This is a genomic window from Flammeovirga sp. SJP92, assembly GCF_001583495.1.
Classification (GTDB): Bacteria; Bacteroidota; Bacteroidia; order Cytophagales; family Flammeovirgaceae; genus Flammeovirga.
In genome coordinates, this window is record NZ_LQAQ01000091.1 from 1 (window position 1) to 21,511 (window position 21,511).

Annotated in this window: 21 protein-coding genes and 1 tRNA gene; 1 reads left to right on the top strand and 21 read right to left on the bottom strand. The window is 33.7% G+C overall.

What is annotated here, in order from left to right; all coding sequences use genetic code 11:
- The 13 genes from AVL50_RS20010 to pyk all read right to left on the bottom strand — a co-directional run.
- Positions 1-1,070 (bottom strand): TolC family protein (locus tag AVL50_RS20010; RefSeq protein WP_062618260.1); only part of this gene is annotated, 1,070 nt, incomplete at its 3' end.
- 86 nt (positions 1,071-1,156) lie between these two features.
- Positions 1,157-1,834: an L-serine ammonia-lyase, iron-sulfur-dependent subunit beta gene (gene sdaAB / locus AVL50_RS20015; protein WP_062618261.1), complete on the bottom strand. Its 678-nt coding sequence runs from the start codon at positions 1,832-1,834 to the stop codon at positions 1,157-1,159.
- An 83-nt stretch (positions 1,835-1,917) separates the two neighbouring features.
- Positions 1,918-3,075, bottom strand: a complete 1,158-nt coding sequence (locus AVL50_RS20020; RefSeq protein WP_062618262.1) for a YncE family protein — start codon at positions 3,073-3,075, stop codon at positions 1,918-1,920.
- A gap of 4 nt (positions 3,076-3,079) precedes the next feature.
- Complete coding sequence (locus tag AVL50_RS20025; protein WP_062618263.1) at positions 3,080-4,177, bottom strand: Nif3-like dinuclear metal center hexameric protein; 1,098 nt, start codon at positions 4,175-4,177, stop codon at positions 3,080-3,082.
- A 79-nt stretch (positions 4,178-4,256) separates the two neighbouring features.
- The gene (locus AVL50_RS20030) at positions 4,257-5,132 is read right to left on the bottom strand and encodes a universal stress protein (RefSeq protein ID WP_062618264.1); all 876 of its coding nucleotides are present in this window, start codon (positions 5,130-5,132) and stop codon (positions 4,257-4,259) included.
- A 100-nt stretch (positions 5,133-5,232) separates the two neighbouring features.
- Entirely contained in the window at positions 5,233-6,429 is a 1,197-nt protein-coding gene (locus tag AVL50_RS20035; RefSeq protein ID WP_062618265.1) for a S9 family peptidase, read from the bottom strand.
- 64 nt (positions 6,430-6,493) lie between these two features.
- Positions 6,494-7,405 carry a DMT family transporter gene (locus AVL50_RS20040; protein ID WP_062618266.1) on the bottom strand — a complete coding sequence of 304 codons (912 nt, stop codon included), beginning with the start codon at positions 7,403-7,405 and terminating at the stop codon, positions 6,494-6,496.
- Between the two features lie 154 nt (positions 7,406-7,559).
- Positions 7,560-8,228 carry a hypothetical protein gene (locus tag AVL50_RS20045; RefSeq protein WP_062618267.1) on the bottom strand — a complete coding sequence of 223 codons (669 nt, stop codon included), beginning with the start codon at positions 8,226-8,228 and terminating at the stop codon, positions 7,560-7,562.
- Positions 8,229-8,297: 69 nt separating this feature from the next.
- Positions 8,298-8,960, bottom strand: a complete 663-nt coding sequence (locus AVL50_RS20050) for a hypothetical protein (RefSeq protein WP_062618268.1) — start codon at positions 8,958-8,960, stop codon at positions 8,298-8,300.
- A gap of 91 nt (positions 8,961-9,051) precedes the next feature.
- Positions 9,052-9,702, bottom strand: a complete 651-nt coding sequence (locus tag AVL50_RS20055) for a hypothetical protein (RefSeq protein WP_062618269.1) — start codon at positions 9,700-9,702, stop codon at positions 9,052-9,054.
- Positions 9,703-9,823: 121 nt separating this feature from the next.
- Positions 9,824-10,486 carry a diphthine--ammonia ligase gene (locus AVL50_RS20060; RefSeq protein ID WP_062618270.1) on the bottom strand — a complete coding sequence of 221 codons (663 nt, stop codon included), beginning with the start codon at positions 10,484-10,486 and terminating at the stop codon, positions 9,824-9,826.
- 228 nt (positions 10,487-10,714) lie between these two features.
- A complete protein-coding gene (locus AVL50_RS20065; RefSeq protein ID WP_062618271.1) occupies positions 10,715-11,794 on the bottom strand; it encodes an LptF/LptG family permease in 1,080 nt (359 codons plus the stop codon).
- A 238-nt stretch (positions 11,795-12,032) separates the two neighbouring features.
- Positions 12,033-13,463: a pyruvate kinase gene (gene pyk, locus AVL50_RS20070; RefSeq protein WP_062618272.1), complete on the bottom strand. Its 1,431-nt coding sequence runs from the start codon at positions 13,461-13,463 to the stop codon at positions 12,033-12,035.
- A gap of 161 nt (positions 13,464-13,624) precedes the next feature.
- Here pyk and AVL50_RS20075 point away from each other — a divergent pair, with 161 nt between their 5' ends.
- The gene (locus AVL50_RS20075; RefSeq protein WP_062618273.1) at positions 13,625-14,356 is read left to right on the top strand and encodes a geranylgeranylglyceryl/heptaprenylglyceryl phosphate synthase; all 732 of its coding nucleotides are present in this window, start codon (positions 13,625-13,627) and stop codon (positions 14,354-14,356) included.
- Here the strand turns inward: AVL50_RS20075 and AVL50_RS20080 are convergent.
- The 8 genes from AVL50_RS20080 to AVL50_RS20115 form a co-directional block, all read right to left on the bottom strand.
- The gene (locus AVL50_RS20080) at positions 14,353-15,657 is read right to left on the bottom strand and encodes a DEAD/DEAH box helicase (protein ID WP_062618274.1); all 1,305 of its coding nucleotides are present in this window, start codon (positions 15,655-15,657) and stop codon (positions 14,353-14,355) included. The genes AVL50_RS20075 and AVL50_RS20080 overlap by 4 nt on opposite strands.
- Positions 15,658-15,867: 210 nt before the next feature.
- Positions 15,868-16,671 (bottom strand): N-acetylmuramic acid 6-phosphate etherase, encoded by an 804-nt coding sequence (gene murQ, locus AVL50_RS20085; RefSeq protein ID WP_062618275.1) that lies wholly within the window; start codon positions 16,669-16,671, stop codon positions 15,868-15,870.
- A 102-nt stretch (positions 16,672-16,773) separates the two neighbouring features.
- On the bottom strand, positions 16,774-17,589 hold the full coding sequence (locus AVL50_RS20090; RefSeq protein WP_062618276.1) for a hypothetical protein: 816 nt from the start codon (positions 17,587-17,589) through the stop codon (positions 16,774-16,776).
- A 79-nt stretch (positions 17,590-17,668) separates the two neighbouring features.
- The gene (locus AVL50_RS20095; protein WP_062618277.1) at positions 17,669-18,418 is read right to left on the bottom strand and encodes an RNA methyltransferase; all 750 of its coding nucleotides are present in this window, start codon (positions 18,416-18,418) and stop codon (positions 17,669-17,671) included.
- Between the two features lie 13 nt (positions 18,419-18,431).
- On the bottom strand, positions 18,432-19,583 hold the full coding sequence (locus AVL50_RS20100) for a serine hydrolase (protein WP_082795934.1): 1,152 nt from the start codon (positions 19,581-19,583) through the stop codon (positions 18,432-18,434).
- A gap of 12 nt (positions 19,584-19,595) precedes the next feature.
- Positions 19,596-20,207 carry a fumarylacetoacetate hydrolase family protein gene (locus tag AVL50_RS20105; RefSeq protein ID WP_062618279.1) on the bottom strand — a complete coding sequence of 204 codons (612 nt, stop codon included), beginning with the start codon at positions 20,205-20,207 and terminating at the stop codon, positions 19,596-19,598.
- Between the two features lie 132 nt (positions 20,208-20,339).
- The gene (locus tag AVL50_RS20110; RefSeq protein ID WP_062618280.1) at positions 20,340-21,131 is read right to left on the bottom strand and encodes a zinc ribbon domain-containing protein; all 792 of its coding nucleotides are present in this window, start codon (positions 21,129-21,131) and stop codon (positions 20,340-20,342) included.
- Positions 21,132-21,312: 181 nt separating this feature from the next.
- Positions 21,313-21,386, bottom strand: a tRNA-Ile gene (locus AVL50_RS20115).
- Between the last annotated feature and the right edge of the window lie 125 nt (positions 21,387-21,511).

Here is a 21,511-nt window from a genome sequence, read left to right on the forward strand (position 1 = left end):
TTTAATTCTTGTTCTAGTTGAAGTTCACTTTTACGAATTGCAATTTTTGCTTTGTTTACGTTCGTTTTAGTATTTCTTCTGTTATATATAGGGATACTCACTTGGAAAACAGCAGTTTGACTGAAGAAGTTTTCGAATTGTCTTCTTAAACTGTTGTCACTAGGATCTTCAATGTTTACATAATTGGAAGCATAACCTGTACTTGCATTACCATTTATATTAAATATAGGGTAATAATCAGCTTTAGCGATTTTCTTTTGAAATTCAGAGACATGAATATTCATTTCTGCCGCTTTTATCTCAGGCATGATCATTCTTGATTCTTCAAAAACTCTATTTGATGCTAAAAATTGAATAGTAGTATCAGGTTCAGGAAAGTCGGGAATGATAATAGTAAAGGGAGTATTGAAATCAAGTTGCATTGATTGCTTTAAAGTTAACAATGCAATGTTATAAGCGTTTTCAGATTCCGTGAGCTGTCTTTCGGAATCGGCGGCTTGAGATAACAAATCCAATAATTCCGAAAGTGGAGCAGAACCTGCATCTACCAATCTTTTTGTTCTATTAACTTGTTCATTTAGTGTTGTTACTCTTTTTTCTGAGATTCCCACGTTTTCAAACTTGAAAATAGCATCTAAATAATTTTCTGTTACTTGAAGAATAATGTCATTCTCCATTTTCTCTTTGCTGTATTCTGTACTTTTTATAGTTGCTTTGGATTGCTTGATACTATTGTTGATTTTCATACCATTGAATACAGGAACCCCAATTTGAGCACCAAAACTACCATTATTAGTAATCTGATTCACCAATACGTTTGTGTTGGGATCGGGGTTTAAACCTCTGTTGAAGCTATGGTTATAAAATCCATTTACATTAGGAAGGCGTTGAGATTTCGCTTGTTTGAGTTCTTCGGTACGCTCAACTACGTCATAATTTTGCAATTGAACGGACAAGTTATTTTCAATAGCGTACTCAACACATTTTTGGTACGACCATTCGTTTTCTTGAGAATAGGCTATGACACTATTTAAGAGAAAAAATAAAGATAGAAGTTTACGTTTGTACATTGTAAAAAATTTGTCTTTTGAACAAATGAAGTAAGATGATTGTATATTTATCCAAAATATAAAAAGAAAAACTAACCTTTAATAGGTTAGTCGTCTACATTTGGTAAAAAAGTAACTTTATGTACCCATTTTATACTTTCAAGGTATTTTAGGGTGATATCTCTTGGCCTTTCATCCATCTCAATAAATTGTGTTGCTTTTTGGTGTTTACCACTTCTAGAAACTGTCATTTCTGCAATGTTGACTTCTTCTTGAGAGAGTAACATCGATATAAATGAAATAGCTCCTTTTCTATCATCAGCAGTTACAATTAGTGTAGGAGAGTTTGCACTGAAGTTAGATGAAAAACCATTAACTTCTCTGATAGAAATAATTCCACCGCCCTTGCTTACCCCAACTAATTCTAATTTATTTTCTCCTTTTTCAAGAATCAAACGGATGGTATTAGGATGATGTGCGGAGGCATTTCCAACAGGTTTGAAGGTAAACTCTAAGTTTTTTTCTTCTGCTAAATCAAAAGCCTGTTTGATCTCGGGGTCGTCCGTGCTCAACCCCATCAATCCTGCAATGATTGCTTTATCGGAACCGTGACCTTCATAGGTACGTGCAAAGGAGTTGTAAAAAACGATTTCTGCTCTGTCAGGTGTCCCTCCAATCATCTTATGTCCAACTCTTCCAATTCTTACTACACCTGCTGTGTGTGAGCTTGACGGACCAATCATAATCGGTCCAATCATGTCAAAAATGCTTGATTTATCTGCCATGTTTTGGCTGTAATTTAGTTATATGGTTAGGTAATAAGGGTATCAATTTATACCCATACGTTATATGTGATTCGTAAATATCATTATTTAAGAGCAAAAGTAAATACTTTTACCGTCGAAAATTTATAATTGCAAATCCATGCTTCAATATAATCTTCAGTTTCTAATAGGGTTATACCCACGGGGCCACCATTTGAATTTAAGTCATAAATACGTTTTTTTGTCTTTAAGTCAAACACTTCTAATTTATGATCGCCATAGGATGTGCAAAAAAGAAACTGTCCATTTTTTGATATTGCAATAGACCGAGGGTCATCAAATGTATGGAGTTGAAATTTCTTCTGAAATGATTTCTTATCATAAGCTGAAATAATTTCTTTACTGCTTTGTGAAATAAAAAGGAGGGAATCATTCATAACAAAATGCCTTGGAGAGATGACTCCTTGAATTGTTCTCTTGAGTTCAAGTGATTTTAAATCGAAAATTTGAAGACAATGTGATGCCATATTTCCAACCCAAAGGTTTTGATTATCTTGATCAATCAATAATCCTCTTGGAGTTACTTTGGTAGTAAGGTGTTTTGACGTCTTCCATTTTGATGGATCTTCTTCGTTGTAGTTAATCACAGTCAATGAATTGTCATGCCAATTGGTCACCATTACCTTCTGCTGAATGGAATCATTGACCAGGAACTTGGGAGTAGTTTCTGTTTCAAAAAAAGGGAGATTGACTTTTTCTTTTTTATCTATCGTGCTGATATAAGCTTGTTTGATCTCATTTGTATTAACACTATCCTTTTCTAGATCCCAAACAACAACTCCATCTGCATTATGCAGACTTATCCATAAATATCTATCGTTGTGTGTCAATAATCCCTCCACAGGCTTTTCTTGAATTGATTTGACCCATTTCCTTGTTTTATAATCAAAACCCATTCCTGCTGAAGGTTTGAATTTTAATGTGCGAATCCTCTCTCTCGTTTTTGTATCAATTTCAATAACTGATAAAGCTTCAAGGCATAATACATAAACTTTAGAGTTGTCTTTTGTGCTAACAATAGATTTTGGAGCAAGGTCTACAGGAAATCTTTTGGATGAAACAAGTACTAACGAATCATATTCTTTTTGATGGACGAGTGGGGATGGAGTACCTTCAGTATCAGTATTTAAAAAAATAAAATATCCACTCACAAGAATAATGAGAGTGGATACAATAATGATATATTTAAAATTCAATTTCATCAACTTACACAAAACACTGCACAGGGTTAGTGTTAATTTCAGTTTTAATAAATGAAATAGAAGGGAAAATTTCACTTAAATGATCAACTAGCAAATCAGAGGTAAACTGCTCGCTTTCATAATGTCCAATATCTGCAATAACGATTTTACCTTCGGCATCAAAAAACTCATGGTATTTGAAATCTCCAGACACAAAGAAGTCTGCATTTACGCCAATGGCATTTCTTAATAAGAAACTTCCAGCACCACCGCACAATGCAACTTTTGAAACCATCTTATTTCTTAGTGGTGTATGCTTGATCACTCCCGCTTTGAAAACTGTTTTCAGTTTTTGTAATAACTCAGTTTCTGAAACTGGTGAAGGAAGTGTTCCGTACATTCCTGATCCAATTTCTTTGGAAGTAGACTCTAATGTTTGTAATTGATAAACTACCTCTTCGTATGGATGAGAAGTTTGAAGGGCAGACAATACACGTCCTTTTAAATGAGAAGGGAATTGAACTTCAATCTTAATTTCTTTTACGGATTCAGTTTTCCCTTTGAAGCCAATCGTTGGGTTTGCCTCCTCATTAGGCGTAAAAGAACCTATGCCTTCTATTTGGAAATTACAGCCATCATAATTGCCAATTTTCCCTGCACCTGCTGTTGCTAATGCACTTTGTACTTTATCAATATCATCTACCGGTACATAAGTGCTTAAGAAGAGTTGATTATTTCTAATCGGGCTTAAAATCTTCACATTTTCTAAGCCAATTAAATCAGCAATTTTCTTGTTTACACCATGAATCATATTGTCAAGGTTGGTGTGAATGGCAAAAATACAGATGTCGTTTTTGATTGCATTAATGACTGTTCTCTCTACATAATCTTTCCCATTTAATCTTTTTAGACCTTTGAAAACGATAGGATGATGAGCAACAATCAAATTACAGCCTTTTTGAATGGCTTCTTCAACTATTTCCTCAGTGCAATCCAAAGTAACCAAAACATTTTTTACTTCTTCCTGACCACTTCCTGTAATTAATCCTGCATTATCATAGCTTTCTTGATATTGAGCAGGAGCTAATTCTTCTAATATTTTTATTACTTCTTTGACTTTCATATGCTTTTAGAAAAATGAAGCTCGAATCGGAATGAAACGAGCTTATATATTTTTATTTTAAAACAAATGTACTAAAAATCTATTTTGTCTTTAACTTTTTATTGAAAGTTAAAACAGGTCTTATGGCATGATTTGCTACTTCTTCGGCAATACTACCGTATAAAATATGCTGTAAACCTGTTCTACCATGTGTGATTAGAGAAATCATATCCGCTTCAATAAACTGTGCGAATCCTCTGATCCCTTCTTCTTCAGAAAAGTCATTGAATGTATGTACATGGTAGTTGGTGAACTGATGTTCTTGTGCAAACTCATCCAAGTGAGTTATAGAAAACGGAGTTGCTTCGAAATTACTAGGAGTAATTACTTTCACCAAATGAATTTCTGAATCAAACAAAGCTTGGAAATGCTTTAAAGAGGCAATTATATTATCATTCACTTTATGGAAATCAGATGCAAATACTATTTTCTTTGGTCCAAAGTTCTTTTCCTCTCGTTTTACCGTTAATACAGGCACCTTGGCATGTCTGATAATTTTCTCTGTATTTGACCCTATAAGTACTTCATCAATACCACTTACGCCTTGAGAACCAATGATGATAAGATCTGTTTCATCTTTCACAACAAAATCAGCAAGGTGTCTTTGCAATGAATCAAATTCAATATGTTTTTGAATGGTTACCCCAGGGTTTTCAGCTACTATTTTATCCACTTTCGTATTTACAATTTCAGAAAGCTTTCTGGTATAATGTGTGTAGACTTCAGGATCTTCCATTCCAATATCTCCTGCACCAAAAACGGATAAACTATCATAATGGTTAATAGTTGGAACATCAATAACGTGTAGTAATGAAATAGATGCATCACATTTTTTTGCAATCTGAATCGCTACATTCAAAGCGTTTGTTGCTTCTGGAGAAAAGTCTGTAGGGACTAATATATTTTTGATTTCCATGATCTTTGTGTTTATATCTTAATTCGTACATGAATATACAAACATTGTATAAGCTAAACGTTGATGAAAATCAGTATAAATGTAAATAGTACAATAATTATTATTCACTTAATACTGTAGAAATATCACTAAACGCTTCTATTAGCATTGAAACTGCTGCATCTGAATGACTTACTCCACCAATGAGTGTATAAGAAGCAGTGTTGTTATTTTGTTTTAATTGGTTAAATGTTTCCTCACTGGTAATAATTGGAATGATTTCATCATTTGGAGAATGGTAGAGGTAAAACGGAGCGTCTGAGGAAACATCATGTACAGAATTTTCCATTAAGTGCATATACATAGGGTGATCTGTATCTTTACTTCTCATGCTAGCAAGGAAATCTGCATGGAATAACTCACTAAGTGTTTTGGGTAATTGATTATTTAAATCTGATGTCGAAAATCGTCCATCGAGAAGTGTCTCAATGTTTTCTATATTTTCATTAAAAATAGGATAAGTAGCCAAATCCCAGCCATAATAAGTATAATAAGTTTGTGCAATCAATGCCAAAAACGAAGGAGAATCATAAACATCTTGCTTCAGAACTTCTTCCATTACTCTAAGTAAATTATAACCTCCAGCTCCTGATAAAATGGCCAATACATCTAAATTTTGATCGTTTTTTTGAATATAATCAGCAACTGCCATCGAAGAGTAACCGCCTTGAGAATACCCTGTAATAAATGCTCTTTGAGTAGTGGCGATAGTCAGTTCATTTGCTAATTCTTGTGCCGCTTTTAATAAATCATGTGTTTGCTCACCTGTCTTATCTTTAATAAAATAATATTGAGGATACTCCGACGTTGAACCAAAACCTACCAAGTCTGGTACAACTATCGCGAAGCCTAAAGCAGCGCCTATTTCATAGGATGGAAGTGTGGAAACTGATGGAGCCTCGCTGTCAGCTAAAATTGTCCCTCTACTTAAAATGACCCAATCTATCTGTTGCTGATTGCTCGGGAATGCAACTATACCAGAGGCAACAATCGTTTTTCCATCTTTATCAGTAGTATTGTACTCAACGTTGTAACTTGTAAAACCACTTTGAACCAAAGGAACAACTTCTCCTAGACCTCCTAACTGTGCTAAGATGCTAATTTCTTGTTCGCTGAAGCTGTTTTTCTGGTCATAGGCTACTAAAGTTTGATTGACTTGTTTTATTTCTTCATTATCACTTGTTGAACAAGAAAAAGAGAGAAGAAGTAGAAAAAAATAAAGAGCGTTCTTTTTTGAAAAATAAAAAAATGAGGTCATACTTTTAATTAATTGTTTTTTTTAATTTAAAAGTAAGACCTCTAAAACACAAGAAATGTTTTCATTAATTCTTAATTACTTCCTCATGTAATTTTTTCCTATTGGAAGACCTTCTATTATAATTTTGTTTTAAGAAAGGATAGGAGAGTACTGAAAGTAAAATAATGCCGGCGCCTGCATAAAACCCTGGCGTCATAGTTTCTTCTTCTCCAAAGAAAATCAAGGCTAGAATTATACCATATATAGGCTCCAAGTTAATGGTTAGGTTGACTTGGAATGCACTTAAACTTTTTTGAATTTCAACGCAAATGGCGTAGGCAATAGTGGTACAGATTACTGCCAAAATAAATAAATATATAATATCTAACGTGGATGGAACAGCTAATAACGTTTCACTTTCAGATAGAAAAGGCAAGCAGATAAAAGCTGTGATGCATCCCCCAATCATCTCATAAAGCGTAATTTTAGGAGAAGAAATTGTTTTTACATAATTCCCATTCAATACACTAAACAATGAGCCAACAAATGCGGCACATAGTGACAAGGTTAATCCCAAAGCGTGGTCAAACTCAAATTGGAAAATGATGTAAAGTCCAATAATAACAAAAAGACCCAGAACAACTTCATAAGGTTTGATACTTGATTTTGTTAAAAGCGGTTCTAACAACGAGGTGAATAAGGCCGTTGTGGCAATACCTGCCAAGCAAACACTCACTTTTGATATTTTGGCTGAAGCAAAAAACAATATCCAATGAGAAGCGACCAGTCCTCCAGTCAGTAAAAGCTTTGTGGCTTCTTTCCAGTTGACTTTGAGTTCCCAGCCTTTGAATTTCATGAAAATTCCCATAGAAATGGCGGCGATTAGTGTCCTATAAAACACCAATTGAAAGGAATCTAATTCGATTAATACTCCAAGGATTGCCGTAAATCCCCAGACAAAAACAATGATATGAAGTTTAACTTGCTCGTTGAACATTATTTATGGAAGTATAGGTGGCGTGTTTAAATAATTGTGCGGCAAAGGTATAAAAATGAACTAGAATTAACTAATTCATTTTTACAGGAAAGAATAATAAATCTTATTAGGTGATATTCGATTTATTGGATTTAAACAATAAATGTGTTGACGCTTATAAATCAGTAACTTCTGTTTTTTTATAACCTCCATTAAATGAACATTGCATTCCATGAGCATTACAATCTGTCTCCTCAATTTTTAAGGTAGTATTGGAAGGTAGGAACTCAATTTTTTCACACTTTTTCCCATTAGAATATGTGCCTTTTCCGGAGTCATTAAATGTTGCAATTCCTTTTAAATGACCTGTGCAACCCGAAGAAGTGCCCGTTGAAAGAGTGAAATAATAAAATTGATCGGCAATAAATTTTAGTTTTAAATTTCCAACATAAGTTTCAGAATTATATTCACTTTCATAATTACCTTCAATACTTTTAATTTTTTCGGACAATGTAATTTCATCTTTAGACGTGACATCTAGATGACTAGATAAAGTTTTATTCTTTTTGATGTCTATCCAATTCCCATTGAATTCATCCTCATCTAATCTCCCTTTGAAACCCATTGTAAATTCAGATCCCAAATCAGGTGATTCATTCAAGGTAATTTGCCCATCTTTGAGTTGGCCTTCGAGTAGAATTTTGGTTTTGTACTTTTCGTAGTAATAGTACCCCGCCACATTTTCATTATCTATCGATAAGGTCATTGAAATTGGATACCTTTCTGCTATGAAACCAGTAAGTTGAATTTCAGTTCTGCTACTTGTTTGTGCAGAAGTATTCATGAGAATTAAAAAATTGCTTAAAATAAAAAAAATGAATTTCATCATAAGTTTTTGATTTGAAATTATAGTCTACAGCGTTTTTGATTTTACTTCAGCTTTGAATTTGTTTTTAGGCAACTCCAAGCTTTCTTTATTAATAGTTTTTTCTAATTCTAGATTGAAAACTAAAGACTCAATTAGATCTTTTACAACTCTTTTATTTTTGAACTCGTAAAAGGGAGCAATTCTGTTTACATTTTCATCCTTATCAAGGATGAAAATTGGATAATGAACTATTCTATACTTGTTAGAATTATCATCCCTTTTAATAGGACTCCAATGGTAAACTTCTTTTTCATGATATATTTTTTTGATCTTATCTTTCGGAAATATTTCTTTATTCCTTCCATCAGAGATAATTAGAGTTTGATCTCTTACTTGGAAAATCGCCTTTTTAGAATTAAGCTTTGGTTGGAATATAAAATTACAGATGGAAATTATGATAAAAGCCCCTATAGAGAATGAAAATAGTCCTGAAATTAAAAAAAATAAGAAGGAAGCAACGGCAAAAATTCCTGATCCAATTATGATTCTATTGAAAATGCTTTCTTCGAATTCTTTGTAAAAGTAGGGGTTCCTATTTATAGGATTATTAGCGTAAATATTGGAATCAGTATGTTGCTGTAAGGGTGTTTTAACTTTATGATTTTCAATGTCATAAGCTTTTTTCTGAAATAAAGGTTGGTCTGACATGATTTTATACAATAGTTTATTTTGATGAGCTTTGTTTTGAGTGTGATTCAATGTGATTTATTGAATTAGTTTATGTTTTTGATTTGGATACTTATCTATACAAGAATAATCTTATAAAATTTAAATTTTGCATTCCATTCGTATTTTTAAAATTCATCTTTTCTTGTACGTATTTCATCCATTCTGGCGTTTTTGAAGGATAAATCCTGTCGGCTTTATAATACTTGCCAATGATCGGGTATACGGCAGCCTCTTCCAATAAGAATTTTATACTTTGCGTTTTTATAAAGTCAGTAGATTGAGATTCTCTAATTTTTCGCTTTAGATATACATCAACTTCATAATCTATAGTGGATCTAAATAGATCATTTTTTTCATATTCTTGATCAATTGTTTCAAGATTAGAAATAAAATCTTCATCTTCTAACCATTTATCCCATCGATTAATTTGATTGATAGCATATCTGTTCAATGTAGTTTTGTGAGTGTCAATCCAACTATTACCTTTTTCGTAAGCTATTTTTCTTGCTCTTTGATAATCAAGATCTTCTTTTAAATAATTATGTCTATATAAGCTATCTGCCAGATTCATTACTATTTCGGAGTAGTTTTGAGAGGCCCAATTAATAATTAACTCAAACTTTTCGTTATAATGGTTTGGGTTTGATAGACTTATTGGAATGATACATGTTTTGTTTTTAATAATTCCATTCTTTTTAATTTTAAATTCTATTCGGTCCATAAGATTCAGTTTAGCTATTTAGGTTTTGCTTTAGTTGCGACAATAGTTAAAAAGGCTTTTCAATAGAATGAAAAGCCTCAATATAATATCTTTTATATCAAAAATAAGATTGATATAGCTATTATTTTACTTCACTCTCAATCTTCTCAATTTTTATAGAGTGATACTGTTCTTTTTCTTCAACACTGAAGCCTAAGTTAATTTTATTATTGAAGTAAGGAGCGTCAAGTACATTAGTATGATATTCTCCATTTTCACCACAAGGATCAATACCTGTTTTATCTTGAAGTACTTTTAGTTCTTCTACTAATTCCGCATTCAATTTTCTTCCTGTAATGTGATGTTCGAAATCTTTTTTATAAGATAATGAAATCAGGATCTCGAAATTATGCTCAATGAACTTATCCAATAAAGCCCTTCTGTCATATTCCCACAGTGGCATGTCAATTTCTAATAAACCTTTACAACATTCTTCAATGAAGTTAGGTTGGTCATTGATAGTTGAAATATCTCCAGTGATCACAACTTCAATTCCTTCTTTTTGCAATTGAGCCATAGCGTCAATATAACCTTCCTTGAAAGGTTCTCCAATCTTAACAAACTCATGATGGATACCAATACTAGATGATTGGGCCTTCATCAATTCTACTGGGTGGGCTACAAAATCCTTGTCAATTTTAGGAACGAATGTGACGAATTTTTCGATGTTATATTTATCTTTTAGCTCGAAATAAGCTAAAGCGGAGTCTTTGCCACCAGTCCAAAGTACAACTGCTTTTTTCATAATACCATTAAGTTTAAAATACTGAATTTGATACGTTCAATTAAAAAAATCGATGAAATTGAATGATTCTTATAGGATGTAATTAGGGATTCATTTGTTACAATTCAAATGAAATAACTCACTATAATTTCAATCAAAAATCATTAAGAAGAGTTTGTGATAAATTCCAATAAAAAAAGAGTCTAACATTTAATATGCTAGACTCTCTCTTGATCTAATCTGTTCTTCTTATTTCTGAACTCTAAAGTAAAGTCCAATAGTAACGAACATAAAGACGATGTTTGGCAACCATGCCGCTAAGAAAGGACTTAAAGTATCAGCCTCTGCAATTGCTCTACTCATAATTACCATTAGGAGATAGATAAATGCTAACACAAATCCCATAGCGATCAAGTAGCCTGATCCATGTCTTGATTTCACAGATGAAACGCAAACACCCATTAGTGTAAGAAGTAAAATAGCAAATGGATAGGCATATCTTTCATAAAGTGCGTTTTCATATACACCAAGATTAGCTACACCTCTACTTCTTTCTTGTTCAATGTAATCTGACAATTCTGTATTAGTAAGTGTTTCATGAAGATTGTACTTACTTTCAAAATACTTCGGATCTAAGTTTAATTTCTTTGTAAGAGAGTTTCCTTTCGAATACTTCTGAGAACCATCAGCATTGAAAGTATACTGCTCATATTTGTCAAACTTCCACTCTTGTTTTGCGGAATCCCACTGAATTCTATTGGCAGAAATTTTCTCTAATAATTTATTGCCATCAAAAGTCTCTAGAGTAGGTCTGTAACCTCTTTTGATTCTGTTGTTATAGCTTTCTACATATAAGTAAGTAGAGTCACTTACTTTATAGTGGATATCTCTTTCGTTAAAGTAGTAAGGGCTTTTTAAGTATTTAATTTCAAAAGCAACTCTTGTCTTGGCGTTGTAAGGAACAACATAACCCACCAAAGCAAAAATAAGTAAGCCTACAGCAGATGCTCCAATAACATAAGGTAATAAGAATCTTGGATAACTTACTCCATTACTCAATACAGCAATAACTTCTGAATGTGCTGCAAGTCTTGCAGTCATAAATACAACAGCAATAAATATAGATAATGGACTCAACGTATTTACCCAGTGAATAAATAGGTTTACATAGTATTCAGTGAATACATATCCAAAATCTAAACCGTGTTTTAAAAAGTCATCCTGCTTTTCCGTGTAATCAATTACACAAACAATGATGTTTAGTAACAGTACTACAAAAATAAATGTTTTAAAAAACTTTTTAAGAATATACTTATCCAGAAGTTTCATATTGTCTGTCGTAAGTGTTTTAATTCGTCATAAAGGCAAATGCCTAACCGAATACAAAAAAAGAATTCCTTCACTAATTTTCCAACGCAAAAGGCAATAGAATACATATAAATTGTGTCTTTTAACGTTGTTTCACATCAATGAGGAAAGAATTAAAATGAATTGTATTTAAAAACAAAGGCCTTTTGAGTAAAACCACTCAAAAGGCCTTTAGTATCTATCTACAGTGAATAAAGAATTACTCTACTGTACCAATTTTTAAGCTGTTTGTTTTACCTGTTTCAGTAAGAGGTAAAGCAGCGATGTTTACAAATTTATCACCTTTTGCAAGGAAACCTTTTTGTACTAAGATTTCTTCTAACTCTTTGAAAGTTTCTTCAGAAGAACCTTTTGGTACATAATGGAAAGCTTTCACACCCCAAACAATGTTAAGCGTAGCCGCTAATTGCTTGTCAGATGAGAAAATAAAGATGTTTGTCTTAGGACGGTGTCTTGAGATTCTTGACGCTGTGAAACCAGAAGTAGTTAAACCAATGATTGCTTTAGCACCAAGGTCAGCAGAAATGCTAGACGCCGCTTGAGCGATTAAGTTACCACTAAATGCAGAGCTTTCAGGGTTGAAGTCATACGTTTTGTTGTAAATTTTCTCGTTTTGGCGCTCAATAGCAGTGATGATACGAACCATTGCTTGAACAGTTTCGATAGGGTAATCACCTGCTGCTGATTCAGCTGATAACATTACTGCGTCAGTACCGTCAGCTACTGCGTTAGCAACGTCATTTACCTCTGCACGAGTTGGACGAGGGTTGTTGATCATTGATTCCATCATTTGAGTTGCAACAACTACAGGCTTAGCTGCTCTGTTACACTTCTGGATCATTTCTTTTTGAAGCATTGGTACGTCTTCAAAGTTGATCTCAACACCTAGGTCACCACGAGCAACCATAACAGCGTCAGTTACTTTTAAGATTTCATCAAAGTTAGCAATTGCTTCAGGACGCTCGATTTTAGCGATGATCTTAGCATTTGAACCTTTAGATTTGATGATTTCTTTTACTGAAGTGATATCTTCAGGGTTTCTTACGAATGATAAAGCTACCCAGTTTACACCACACTCTAAACCGAACTCTAAGTCTCTTCTATCTTTTGCAGTTAAAGAAGCTTCAGAGATATCAGTATCAGGTAAGTTCATACCTTTACGTGATTTTAATTTACCTCCGTAAACTACTTCACAAATGATTTCGTTTGCTTTAACTTCAACAACACGTACACACAAGTTACCGTCGTCGATAAGAATGTTGTCACCAGCTTTAACGTCTTTCACAATGTTTGTGTAAGAAGTTGATACTTTATCTTTAGTACCTACAACTGGATTGTTTGTAATAGTAATTTTTTCGCCTTCAACGATCTCAACAGCACCACCTTCGATTTCACCAATACGGATTTTTGGTCCTTGTAAATCTTGAAGGATAGCAATGTTATGACCGAATTTTGAGTTGTACTCTGATACCCAATCGATAACTTGTTTGTGTGCAGAGTGTACGTCGTGTGAGAAGTTTAAACGGAATACATCTGCTCCAGCGTGAATAAGCTCAAGAATTTTTTGCTTATCTCTTGTTGCTGGTCCAATCGTAGCGACGATTTTGGTCTTGTTGATTGCGATACTCATAGTTCTTAATTAACGAATATATAATTTTAAATTGTTCGAGTTAAAATAACAAAATCAGTTTTACTGAAATTTTTATTTTTGTCCTCTATATTTGAAACACATGCGAATTTATCAAATTCATACAATAGAACAAATCCTGTTTAATCATCTTATATTAACAAATGCAATTAAAAACAGAAAAGGTCCTGTTAGACCGACAAAAATCACAGAAAAAAACATTAGCTGTTTTAATCGATCCCGATCGGTGGACAAAAGAACTATTTTTTTTCTTAAAAAATGGCAATAAAAATCATCTGCCTGATATATTTTTGGTCGGAGGGAGCCTTTTATCTTCAAATATTTTGAACAAAACTGTTAATGAATTAAAACAATTGAAAAAGCCGGTGATTTTGTTTCCAGGAAATGCAATGCAAGTCACTCCTGATGCTGATGCCATATTATTTATGTCTTTAATTTCCGGAAGAAATCCAGATTTTTTAATTGGACAGCAGGTTCACGCCGCTCATAAGGTGAAAGAGTCCAATCTAGAGGCCATACCTTTAGGTTATATTTTAGTGGAAAGCGGTGCGACAACTTCGGTGCAGTATATGAGCAATACTCAGCCGATACCTTATAATAAAGATGATATTGCTAGAAGCACAGCCATGGCTGGAGAATTAATGGGAATGAGGAGTTTTTACCTTGAAGGAGGGAGTGGTGCAAAAACACCAGTTTCTAATACCATGATTCAAGGTGTGAGGAAAGCAGTAGAAGGATTATTGTTTGTTGGAGGGGGTATCAGAGATGTGGATACCGTAATGGAAAAGTTTGATGCTGGGGCTGATGTCGTTGTAGTAGGCACTGCCTTTGAAAACAACCCCAACTTTTTGAAAGAAATACGAAATAGGATTTAATTACTATTATTTCTATTTGGACCTTTTTTAAAAGGTTTTTTATAATATTTTTTCTTTGAATTACTATTATTATTACCTCCAGAGGTATTGTTGTTGAAGTTTTTCTTTTTTCCGTGGAATTTTTTTCGATTGTTATTCCTTTTTACAACTGGATTATACGATGGTCCCGGTCCTAGGAATGGAGGATTTCTAGGTTTTTCAACTTCTAATTGAATAAGGTTCTCAATTTTGGCGAAAGATTGTTGCTCTTTTGGATTTTCGTTGATAAAAGTGATGGCTTCACCTTTACGTGATGCTCTTGCAGTTCTACCTACTCGGTGAACATAATCTTCAGGGTCTTTCGGAACGTCAAAATTGATAACTAATTCAACAGTGTCAACATCAATACCTCTAGAAATAATATCTGTTCCAACCAGAATCTTTGTTTGTTGCCCTTTGAATCTTAACAGTACATCTTCTCTTTCTTTTTGATCCAAATCAGAGCTAATGCCTTCAACACTGAGACCTCTTTTAGTTAAGGCATCAGTAATTTCTTTTACTTTTGATTTTGTCGAAGTAAAAATGATAACACTTTCATAGTTTTCCTGTTGTACTAGGAAATCGACCATCAAGTTTTTTTGATTCTCATATACTAGAAATGCCTTCTGAGTAACATTTTTTGATGTTTTAGAAATCGCAATTGTTATTTCAACAGGGTTTTGCAATAACTTTTTGGCAAGAGTTCTGATTTTTGGAGGCATTGTCGCAGAAAAGAAAACATTTTGTCTCTTTTTAGGCAAATGTGAAGCAATTTGAAGAATGTCTTCATAGAATCCCATATCTAGCATTCTATCAGCTTCATCTAAAATTAAATTCTTTACCTTACTTACGTTAGCTCCAATATTAAGATGTGATAATAATTTACCTGGGGTTGCCACAATAATATCTACACCTGTTTTCAAAGCATTTCTTTGATTTGAAAACGTACTTGAATCACCACCGTAAACCGCAATTGAGGTTACAGGAGTATAATAAGATAATCCTTGAATTTGATAATCTATTTGTAAGGCCAATTCTCTTGTAGGAACGATAATAATGGTATGTGTTTCCGTACCATCATAATCTGACATGTGAATCTGATCCATTATTGGCAGTAAGAAAGCAGCAGTTTTTCCTGTTCCTGTTTGAGCACATGCAATTAAATCTTTACCGTCTAAAATAGCAGGAATAGCTTGTGCTTGTATGGGAGTAGGCTCCCTGAAGTTCATGGAGTAAATACCATCTAAAAGATCGTCATTTAACTCAAAATCGTCGAATGTCACTATAATTATTTTTCTTGTTTAAAAAATGTCAAGTACTAATACTTATATCAAACTAGACTTAAATATAATTTCAAATTTTTGAAATGGTATTTGAGGTATTCAATCAAAAATTTTTTGGATTATTACTTCTAATTAAACCTTTGTCTATTTTTTTAAGTGCTGTCTCACCAAAAATATACAAATGATATTTTAATTTAAATAGAAGTCTTATCATTTATTTTTGTAAGCTTCAGTAGCTTGTCGCACTGAAGGATATTTACTCAATAATTCTTGAGCAACTTCTCTTTCTACATTTATTTCATCCATAACCATTCTAACGGCTCTTTCTTCAAGCTTATGATTGGTCAATTGCATGTCAACCATTTTGTTGCCAACAACCTTACCAAGTTGGATCATGACGGAAGTAGAAATCATATTTAGAATGAGTTTTTGAGCAGTACCGGCTTTCATACGCGTACTTCCGGTTACAAACTCAGGACCTACAATTGCCTCAACTGGAAACTGAGCAACTTCAGCCATTTTACTGTCAGGATTACAAACAATACATCCAGTTAAAATGTTGTGTTCATTCGCTTTTTCTAGACCACCAATAACATAAGGCGTTCTACCTGAAGCAGCAATCCCAATAAGTGAATCATTTTCTGATATATTTACATTCTCAAGATCAATCCAAGCTTGTTGGGCATCATCCTCTGCATGTTCAACTGCTTTTCTGATAGCACCGTCACCGCCAGCAATCAAACCTACAACCAAATCAAAAGATACACCAAAAGTAGGAGGGCACTCAGAGGCATCTACTACACCTAAACGTCCACTCGTTCCAGCCCCGATATAGAATAAACGTCCACCTTTTTTCATTCTAGGAACAATTTCATTCACTAGAGCTTCAATTTGTGGAATTGCTTTTTCAACTGCTAAAGGAACCGTTTTATCTTCATTGTTGATGTTATGTAAAAGCGTGTTTACATCCATCTTCTCAAGGTCATTATAATTTGAGGATGATTCTGTAATCATTATTGTAATGGTAATGTGCTCTATTTAAAATAGAATGTTTGTAGTTATAGTACGCTACAAATATACACGAAATAGTTTTGCATCATAATGCACATAACCTATTTACTGATTTAAAGACTCATCAATGACTTGGTGGATATGAGTGGATACATCTTCAAGGTCTTCAAAAGCAAAATCTAATAAAGTTTTTGTTTTATGTTCATTTGCGTTGATGACTCCAAATATATAATTGCCTGTTGTTTTGTTTGAAATCTTGATGTTCTGAATGATTTTCTGTCCCACTTTCTTGAGTCCAACAATATGTTTGGATTCTTGATATCTTGCCTCTAACTTATAAATATCATCTTGACCACCAATCAAAAGGTTATTCATTACATGAAGTAATTCTTCTAATGGAATACCTTCTTGAAACGGAATGAGAAAGAAGTTTAATTCATCGTTGATTCTTTCAATCAATAGAGAGTTATTGGCTTTTTTCAGTATCTTCTTGATGTTTTTATCAATAGATAATGCTGTGGGATTTACTTTTTTGGCGAAGTGGTAGTTGCTAGGATATTTTTCGTTAAAAATCAAACGGTCTGCAAAAGCCACATCTTGCCATTGTAACTTATCTTCTAGGTTGGCCATACTAATCAATTCAGTATGAGAGTAGGCAACCGTGTCTTTCCATATGAACTTTTCCATTACTCTTGATTCTGCTAAAACCCAATGTGCAGCTGTTTCAAGAGAAATTTCTTCGTTAGTATACAAACACACATCTGTGTTTGTTTTTAATACTTTATCTATCCATTTAAAATCTTTATCCAACTTCACCCATGTGGCTATACTGTTATTTCCAGTGGGGGCGAATGAAACAATGTTTGAGTTTTCAAAATTTGGTGCGTGATTAGTAATGGTGATAAAGTATCTGATATTCATATTTCTATTTTTATAAGTAATTCTATACTATTAACATGAATCGTACCTTAAATGATTCATTTCAAATTCACAATAAATGTCAAACACGTTTTATATTGTCGCAGATGATAGCTGTGGCAATTGCAACATTCAAAGATTCAGCTTCTCCGTATTTTGGAATTGTGATTTTTGTTGTTAGAATTTTATGAACCTCTTCACTGATGCCGTGAGATTCGCTCCCCATTACCATGATAGACTTTTGATCTGGAATAAATTGATGAATATCTTTCCCATCCATATCTGCTCCAATCACTTGAATACCATCTCTTTTATATTCTTCTAAAGCTGTCGGAAGGTCTACGATATGAGTCTGAATTCTGCTGAAGGCTCCCATAGTAGAGGCTACGACTTTTGGTGAAAAAGGATCAGTACACTGTCTGGATAAGAAAATGTGTTTAATGTCATACCAATCTGCTACTCTTAGAATAGTACCAAGATTTCCCGGATCGCGAACATCATCCAATGCTAGACAAAAGTTGGGTAACTCTTGAGAAGTTGGAGGTGAGTAGATTGGAATTTCCACTACCGCTAATCCTGTGTCATTCGTTTGAAGGTTCCCATTTTGTTTGAGTAATTCAGGTGTAGTTTCATCCACTACCGGAATAGAACCTAATAGTTGATCATCTAGTAACGGATTAAGCTTTTCTGTATAAAAAAGGGCATGTATTTTCAATGAAGAACTAAAAAGCTCTTCCAAATTTTTGTAACCCTCTACGATAAAACGGTTTGTGTCTTTTCGTTTTTTCTTTTGCAATAATGCACGAACTTCTTTACTCCAACGCTTATTCACTAGCTTATAAAATTTATCTTCTTCTAAATTCTGGAATCTCTAAAATATCAAAAACATGATTTGTATTACCAAAAGAGTGGTTGACTCTATTTGTTAGTATAATTAAAAATGCTTCTGATTCAGGGTAATGGACAAAAAGAGTGGAATAACCTCTCCACCAGCCACCATGGTAAATAACTTTTGTTCCATCAGAAGGTTTAAATAATCTCCATCCAAAACCATAGTTGTGACTTCCTTTTCTTTTGGGACTATGGAAAGTAAACGCTTTTTCTTTACTTTCTTCACTAAGCAGTGAGTCACCAAGAAGTGCTTTATGCCACTTGAAAAGGTCTTCAACATTTGAATATACACTTTTATCTCCCAAAACACCATCCAGCATGTATTCTTCAAACTTTCTGCCTCCACCTGTATGTCCATAAGGGATGTTGTCTTGTTGTACTTTTACAGGATCAAAAGTAAAAGTAGAATCCATACCCAAAGGAGTAAAAATTCTTTGCTCCAAGAAGGTAGAGAATGGAGTTTGTGCCACTTTTTCAACAATTGAAGCTAGAAGCATATATCCTGAATTGGAGTATCTGAAGCTCTTATCGGGAGATCCATACTTACCTGGTTGATGCTCATACATATAGTCAATGCATAACTGATTGTCGATAGGAGTGTGCTTGTCTTTCAATTCTCTATCCATTAGATAGATGTAATTAGGAAGCCCAGATCTATGATCAAGAAGCATTTTTATTGTAATGCCAGGATAAGGAAAGTTGGGGAAATATTGATTTATTGAATCATTGACAGATAATAAAGAATCCTGTTCCAATAGCAGGATAGCACTAGCTGTGAATTGTTTAGAAACAGATGCTAATTGAAAAATATCATCTTCTTCCAATCTAGTCCTTCTTCTGATGTTCCTGTACCCAAATGCTTTTTTATAAACAATCTGTTTGTCTTTTGCACCCAAAACTACACCGTTGAACTGTCTTAGTTTATGAAGTTTGGTAAAGGTAGAGTCAAAAACTTTATGGAAATGGTCTAATTCCTTTTTAGATAAAGAATCAATATCAATACTGATTTCTTCTGATGATTCTTCCTTTTCTTCTTGTGGTTTTTGGCACCCCAAAGCGATCCAAAAACAAAGAGAGGAAAGGAAGAATTGATTTAAATTAAGCACAAATAAGAAATACTATTTAACTTCGAAGTCTAACAATTTTTGACCTTCGATAAAACCTTCAATACGGTCACCAATTTTTACTGGAGAAACTCCTTTGGGAGTGCCCGTGAAAATAAGGTCACCTTTTCTTAGTGTAATGTATTTTGAGACGAATGAAATAATTTCATCGACATTCCAAAGCATCATTTTAGAATTGCCATTTTGTTTTTCTTCTCCGTTCAATTTGACACTGAAATTGATGTCTTGGATGGATTTGAAATTGGCAATTGTCTGGAATTCTGAAATAGGTGCACTTCCATTAAAACCTTTAGCAAGATCCCATGGTAAACCTTTCTCTTTTAATTGCGATTGAACATCTCTTGCAGTAAAGTCAATACCAAGCCCTACTTCGTCATAGTAGCGATGAGCAAACTTTTCTTGAATATATTTTCCTTCCTTGCAAATTTTCACTACAAGTTCTACTTCATGGTGAATATCTTCAGAAAATTCAGGATAATAAAAAGGAGCATTGTTTCTTAAGACTGCAGTATCAGGCTTTGAGAAAATAACAGGCTGAGTTGGTCGCTCATTATTTAGTTCCTCAATGTGATCGACATAATTACGACCGATACAAATAATTTTCATAGGAATAAAAAATTTTGAGATGATTCTAGAAGAGCATTTTGAAACTTTTTGTAGAATAGAGTTTTCAGATATGCCCTAAAACACAAAAAAGCCCGATAGTTTATTATCGGGCTATTTTTGTTAGTAATGTAATTACTTTTTCTTAGCCGTAGCTTTTCTACCTCTTGTAGAACGTCTCTTAGGAGCTGCTTCCACTTCCTCGATTACTTCTACTTCAGTAAGAACTCTACCACAGTGCTCACAAACGATTAGCTTCTTTTTCTCACGAATATCTGCTTGACGTTGTGGAGGAACAGTTGCGAAACAACCACCACAAGCACCTCTTTTTACAGATACTACAGCTAATCCATTTGAAGAATTCTCTCTAATCTTATTATATGATCTTAATAATCTCTCATCAAGATGTTTCGTTGCCTTATCACGTTGCTTCAAAAGCTTTTGCTCATCCACTTCACTTTCAGCCATGATTTCGTCAAGTTCAGTTTTCTTAGCTTGTAGATCTTGTCTACGTTCTTCTAAAGCTTCTTTCGTTTTAACGATTTTATCGCGCTTCACTTTGCCATCAGCCTCGTTATCACGAATTTTCTTTTGTGCAACTTGTATATCAAGATCAAGCATCTCCATCTCTTTATTGATAGCATCAAATTCTCTGTTATTTCTAACATTCATTTGTTGCTCCTCAAGATAAGTAATACGCTTCTTGAAATCTTGAATTTTACCTTTTAACTGTTCAATATTTGCCTCTGTGCTACCAAGATCTGCATTAAGGTTATCGATACGAGTTTCAAAACGTACGATTTCATCCTCTAAGTCTTGAACTTCTTCCGGCAAGTCGCCGCGTAATTTGCGGATTGCATCTAGTTCGCTGTCGATTTGTTGTACTTTCGAAAGCGCCTCGATTCTTTGGGCGACGGTATTCTCCATAGGGATTGGTAAAACTAAAGTGTTGACATTAAATTTTTTCCTGTATGCATTATAGATACTATGCAAGATGCAATTTTAGTAAATAAAATCGACATATTCAGTATAAATTAGAATTAAATAACTAATCTATTTTCTACAAAGCAAAAAAAAGGCTAACAATACAATTGTTAGCCCCATTAAGTGCTCCCAACAGGGCTCGAACCTGTGACCCTCTGATTATGAGTCAGATGCTCTAACCAACTGAGCTATGGGAGCTGCTTTTCCTTGAAAGCGTTGCAAATATAGCAGATTGTTTTCGAACTATGCAAAAGAAAAAATAAAGTTTTTTGTATTATTTTTTTAACCAATTGGAAAACAATAAATTATTTTTGTCAAAAAAA